At 46.3% G+C, this 6,095-nt stretch carries 6 protein-coding genes; 2 read left to right on the forward strand and 4 right to left on the reverse strand.

What is annotated here, in order from left to right; translation table 11 throughout:
• Positions 1–38: 38 nt before the first annotated feature.
• From M8T91_RS11455 to M8T91_RS11470, 4 genes are all read right to left on the reverse strand, one after another.
• Positions 39–1,016: a chromate resistance protein ChrB domain-containing protein gene (locus tag M8T91_RS11455; protein ID WP_301414295.1), complete on the reverse strand. Its 978-nt coding sequence runs from the start codon at positions 1,014–1,016 to the stop codon at positions 39–41.
• Between the two features lie 626 nt (positions 1,017–1,642).
• Positions 1,643–3,151, reverse strand: a complete 1,509-nt coding sequence (locus M8T91_RS11460) for a M4 family metallopeptidase (RefSeq protein ID WP_301414296.1) — start codon at positions 3,149–3,151, stop codon at positions 1,643–1,645.
• 414 nt (positions 3,152–3,565) lie between these two features.
• On the reverse strand, positions 3,566–3,976 hold the full coding sequence (locus tag M8T91_RS11465) for a hypothetical protein (RefSeq protein ID WP_301414297.1): 411 nt from the start codon (positions 3,974–3,976) through the stop codon (positions 3,566–3,568).
• Positions 3,977–4,881: 905 nt separating this feature from the next.
• The gene (locus tag M8T91_RS11470) at positions 4,882–5,373 is read right to left on the reverse strand and encodes a hypothetical protein (RefSeq protein ID WP_301414298.1); all 492 of its coding nucleotides are present in this window, start codon (positions 5,371–5,373) and stop codon (positions 4,882–4,884) included.
• Positions 5,374–5,512: 139 nt separating this feature from the next.
• Between M8T91_RS11470 and M8T91_RS11475 the strand changes: the two genes are divergently transcribed.
• Together M8T91_RS11475 and M8T91_RS11480 are read left to right on the forward strand one after the other, a co-directional pair.
• On the forward strand, positions 5,513–5,830 hold the full coding sequence (locus tag M8T91_RS11475; RefSeq protein ID WP_301414299.1) for a YceK/YidQ family lipoprotein: 318 nt from the start codon (positions 5,513–5,515) through the stop codon (positions 5,828–5,830).
• Between the two features lie 15 nt (positions 5,831–5,845).
• Positions 5,846–6,040, forward strand: coding sequence for a hypothetical protein (locus tag M8T91_RS11480; protein ID WP_301414300.1), 195 nt, complete (start codon positions 5,846–5,848; stop codon positions 6,038–6,040).
• Positions 6,041–6,095 lie beyond the last annotated feature (55 nt).

Genomic DNA, 6,095 nt, shown 5'->3' on the forward strand with positions numbered 1-6,095 from the left:
CGCCCTGATCCCGAGCATACCCACTTTTCAAAAACGCGCTAAGTACCAAAACCGGAGCACTGGCCTTGGGAGATACAACGATCAAACTGCCGTAAAGCCTGTTCCTGGCTCAACGCCCGGGAACCCACTGTGGGCAGGCCCTGTGCAACCCAGCCTTTAATCCCATAGGGCTTTAAAATCACAGAGCGCTGAATGCCCGCCTGGGCCAGCGCTTTTGCCATTTCAAACCCCCTAAAATCCTTGACACAGTAACTGACAACATAATCCGCCGCCTGCAGCTGTGCTATGGCCTGATCATCAAGCTCGCGCAGGGGGATGTTGAGCGCATGGGGGATATGAGCCTCTGCAAATTCCGCAGCCTCCCGCACATCCACAAAGACAACGTTTTTCCCCCGCTGCAATTCACCGAGAAGCTCAGCAATCGGCATTTCTTGCACGGCAGCCGCGGCGGATACCAGGTTGAGCTGGGCGTCTCTATCACAGGTCACCGTTAAGTCTCCCTGCTGTATCGGGGCCCCCGCGGCCTGACTCTGCCCCAAGGCAGAAAAGACTCGGTCAAAAAACGTGAGATAACACTCCGCCGGCACACGGTCTCTGCCATATCGTTCCTGCAGGTCCCTGAATGCGGATTCCACAACCTGAGCTTCCCGGGTTTTATCCGCCCCCCAGAAATTGACTTCAATATCGTGCACAATGCCCACCAGATCCTGGACAACCGGGTTACCTATCCCGTAGGTATCCCGAGTTACCTCAAAAGCCGTGCGATTCTCTATTCGGCGAAGTTCAGAGACGGGCGTATCAAATGCAATGCCGGCAGGTAAGCTTGCGCCCTGCTCTACAACCACCAAAGACCCATTGGTGTCCACATGCCGCGTAAGCAGCCAGGCCGTGGCCCACTTATCGGGCCCCAGCCCATATTCAGTGACAAAACGCTGGGGATTATTTCGCTCCGACGGGGTACAGGCTGTTAAACACAGAAAAAACAGAGCTACAGATACACGAGAGATGCTAGCCAACTACAAACTCCTTTTGTGTTCTGGCAATTACCTATCGTAAAAAAGACGGTGATAGCGTTTCTATCACAGTCATTGAACTACAGCAATGCAAACGAGATGTTTTTGAGACCTTGATCTTTACAGGTTGTTGAAAATATCGAATAGTTCGAGAATATTTTATTAGACAATCTATAAAAAAAGAATTTTTGGTACAGCCAAAATTATTCAACTACACCATTTAGTCATTCCTTTTTTAATCCACCCTACCGGGATAATTTACTTGCATTGTTCATACACGACGGGGCGAGATTAATCTGCAGGGTGATTTCTGAAACCGGTAGACGTCAACCCAAAGCACAGTGACATCAGTTGTGACTGCCGAAGGCGCGTAGTTTACATCCTCGCCTGGCGGGATAATAAACTAACAAAAGTAAGTCTGATGCTGTATTTTCCTGAATGCTTATGCCAGTTTCCACTACATATAACAGAGCACTGCCAGGCGGACAATATGAAGTCGGTAATGACCGATGAAGCACCCTGCTCAGAACGGACAAGGTGCGTTTTCTACCAAATACACTTCGATGAAACTTGTAAAGTAACCTATTGACTTACAACCGGAAGATCAATTTGCTATTTTCTGGCAACGGCTAATTACTGGCACAACTCGCGGTGGGAACGCCTACGGTATCGAAGGCATTAACAACCACCGCCGCATCATAGCCAAGGTCATTGGCTGCAAATAAAACACCACAGGCACCTTCAATAAAACTGGAATCTGTATTCCAGTACATCTGATTGGCTAACACAAAGAGATCAAAAGCATGCCGGGTATCCCAGCCACTGCTGTTCGCCATCAGGTAAAAAGCCCGATTAAACACCCCAGAACTGCCATGGGGGTCAAAGCCCTCCTGGTAATCGGAGGCATGGCCAATGGAGTAATCATCTAAGGTAGGATCTTGAAAATACCGTATTGCGTCTCTTCCCCAATATTCATTTCTGGTAATTTCTTGACCAACAAGCCAGTCATTACTGCCGTACAGATAAAACTCGGCAGCTTCACCAGCGATATCTGAAAAAGATTCATTAATACCCCCCGGTTGATTCCAGATGCTTAGATGCGAGTTCTGTTCAGTGAACCCGTGCGCAACTTCATGGGCAATCACATCAAGGCTAACCAGCGGGTAGGTAACGAAGGCCCCGTCGCCAAAGTTCATCTGGGTACCATCCCAGTTAGCACCGACATAATCCTCACCATAATGCACCTGTAATCGCATTTTATGCGTCAGAGGGGCAATACCGTACCAATCAGTATACATATTGGATATGACATTCCCAAAAAAGTGGGCATCATTTAATGGCGAGTAAGCGCCGTTAATCGCTTTGTAGGTATTATTCGGACAGGTAAACTGAAAAACCGTACCCCCCTCCCGCTTGTGCTCCATATTGACAGTTTCAACGTTGGTGGTATCCATCCTGCAGTCATTGTCCACCTGGAGAGACGGAAAGTCGATGCCATAGAGATACTGTCCTGTTTTCTCATTCCCGCCTGGCCCAGTAGCCTCCAGATGGTTTATGCCTTCCCAGTGCTCTAAAACTTCACCGCTAAGTGCGTCAATAAAGTAGAATGGTCGTGATATTTGATCGCCATACTCAACCCAGTTGACCAGATAAGAGAGACGCGCCCTGTTAAGATAGTCAATGTAAATATAGAGCTCCTGACTCTGGTTCCGGGACAGCAGTTTGAGTGCTGAAAGCGGGAGTGCGTTTGAAAGGGGATTTTGTTGCATACGCAGGTTAGTGGATCGAGTCATCGCCCGTTCCAGCGCTTGCTCTGGCTTGATCTCAGGCTGTACCTTGGGCAGCTCAAGATGTAATCCGGTTACGATATCACCATACAGTTGCGCACCTGAGCCCTCTCCTGAACGAGTAACTGTTTGCCCCCAAATCGGGATTCCCCAATGGGTTTGCCGCAGCCGGGTAATGCGTTTGCCATTGGGAAGAACCCGCGAGCGCACAATATCAAATGTCATATCAGAAGCTATTCTTGCTGAGTCTTGCGCTTTGAATATTTCCGAAGTTACCGGAACTCGACCTACGGCTTGAGCGCCAGTGGCGATAATCAGGATACAAATAGCACCTAGTAACTGCATTCTCATTATTTTATTCCTTATCCACAGATATCTGGATGATCTTTTCAGGCGACAGGTAAAGACTCGATAATTGGAGAATATATTGTTAATCGACTCTGGCTTTGATTTCCAATACAAATAGCACGTCACACATCTGCACTTGCCTGACAATACAAACCAATCCAAAACCGAGACATTACATTTAAATATTATTTATTGTATAGAAACAGGAAATTTCTAGAATTTTTATTGGTATGAATTATCATTACCACCTATTTGAAGCGCCCTTCCCTTTTTTCAGCCTATTTTTAACGAATAGCCTGATTTCCTCTAGAGTTTGCCAACTAATAGCTATTCAGCAATGAAACTGTAAAATTGGAGTAAAGGGATCTTCCAGAATACAACAGCAACCCGCCCCAAAAATTGGGGCGGCACAGAGGCTCAACCGTCAATATTAAATCTTATTTGATATTCCCCGGTAAAGACATTTTGCACCAGAACTTCAGAGCTGCACCGTGATGAGGGTTCAGCACCAATTGAAAATGTGTAGGCGGCTCCAAGCGCAATAACCGACCAGTTGAACCTGCAGGATTGATAGGTCAAAACACCCGCATCTGCCAGACCATTTGAGATAGAGGTATGGAAAGTGGTACTATTCGCAAGTGCAGGACTTGGAAACAATGGGGTAACAATACCAGTGGTATTGGTTCCATCAATCAATGTTTTATCCGATGAGGTATTATTTTTCAGCTCGATACTTGTCGACAAAGTACCAGCCAGAGCCAACAACGGGTTGACAACCAAAAATACGACCGCTGTTATTACCAAACATTTACGCTTAACTGCCATCATAAATTCCCTTTTAAAAAAAGAAAACACACCATAGCAGATACTTTCCAGAAAAACCCTTAAAGAACAATTCCTGCGTGATATCTTGCGTCAATTAATTTGTGATTTGTGACACAATTCCAACAAGTCATTTGGGATAAATCCGAATCGTTTTGCATTCAAACAAACATCCTTTCAGGACACCACTAAAAGCAAGACAATCAAAATTGTAAAATACTGTTACCAACTTTGATTCACAGCATTGTCAATTTTTTTCGTCCGATAGTTTGATAGCTCAATACGTATGAATCACTGGTCCAGACAGAACATATCAGTTCAGTTCAGTTCAGTTCAGTTATTCTACACAGTTTAGGAAAAGAATATGATCAACGTTCAAGTTGATCCTTTCTCTTTTGATTCACAAGCTGTCAAAGTTTACTCAGGTCACACAGGCCCATCCAAACAAGCTCACAACCTATCGACAAATCAAGGATAGGCGAGGATACCAGCAATCATACGGCCTGATTTGGCCACAATTCGCCATATTAGCATTCTCTCTAGGCTAGGCCAAAGATGAGATGATGCTACAAAGGGCAAAAAATCACTGAAAAATTTGAACAATTACAGTCGGGAAGGTACTAAAGTGAGCATGGATAAGGCCTTAGAGGATGGTGAAACTCTCAGTGCCATCAAAAACTCACCGACTGAGAGTTTGGATAGCATCGCAAAATTTATAAAATCGGAAAAAGACTACTCCGCTGACTGATAGATTTCAAATAAATTGTTACTACTGAATAAACCAGACATCACTTTCAAATACTTCACCCATTGTGAAATCAATATAAAAATACAATCGGATAGAAAAGAGGGCTGTTGGACTTGTGGGCCTACTCTCGTAAGACCCCGTCATCGCCATTTGCCAATCATATTCATAAGCACCGCCTGGCTGGCGTAATTCGTTGGGTGTGATCATCGGAGCAGTCGGTGAAGTGATAACCAATTCCCAGTTTCAATTGCTCCTCCAGGTGCCGGCACAAACCGATAAAGGCACCACTGCGGCGGTCCTGGGCATTGGGCAGATCCAGCAGGCACCCTTCGATCAGGAGATCCCAGCGGTTCACGAAATGCCAGTCGGCACGCAGCACATAAAGGCTGACGCGGCTGTCGAAGAACTCCGGCTCCTGTCTATCGAGACTGAGCTGGCCGAGGCGGTAGGCGTGCTTGCCCCTTAGGGTCCAGTGGCGGGTGAGGTCGTAGCTGGCTTCCACGGAGAAGATGTGGCGCCTCTGGATTGACACTATCGCAATGCTCGTTATCCACAGTGTATGCAAACAGAGCATAGCCCTGTCGCTGAGCAAAAAATCAGACCCCAGGCGCGCTGCTATGCCGATATCAACGCCGACACATTGAAGTCTCGACAATAATAACAGCCGACAGTACCATGGGCGCACTTCAGGGAAAGGACATAAGCCCGCAAAAATGCAGCTCCTTTGGAACCTAGCCCTCGTCCAAGCACTCTAACCCACCGCCTGTGGCTTTACTAGAAATGGAGAATAAAAAGTGCATAAAATCTATATTATTGTTTTTTCGTTGATTGTTACTGGCTGTGGAACTTTTACTTCCCTATCGAGTTCGGATAACAAAATTGCAAGTGCTCTGAAACGTCAAAAAACCCAGTGTGAGGAGACATCACGAGCCTATGGCGGGGTGTCATACAATCTCTGCAAATTAAATTCAAACCCCGGTTACCCACATTTTGACTGGGCTCTTGGCTTCTACGTATTGGACATAGCAGCATGTACGATTACAGATACCGTTGTCCTGCCCTATACGATTGTTGAACAGCATAAAAAGGGAAGCATCAGGATCAAATCTTGAAAACCAATACAGGGAGTGATCAGAATTTTCCTTGACCTCCCCGCAAGCAGCTTTGACGAAGTCGATGGAGACGATGCGGCACCGCTCAATGCCACTTATCACCTTGATAACGACCCCGGTAGCTTAAACTGGGCACCGGGCTCGACAACACCGGTGCCAAAGACCAGTGGCCAACCGGTTTCCGGCAGAAACAAATTGCTTATCGTATGAGTATGAGAAGGCGGAAAACTTTATTTTTACTGGCGTGTAGACAGAAAAGATAAAG

This window comes from Microbulbifer sp. MI-G (assembly GCF_030440425.1).
GTDB lineage: Bacteria > Pseudomonadota > Gammaproteobacteria > Pseudomonadales > Cellvibrionaceae > Microbulbifer > Microbulbifer spongiae.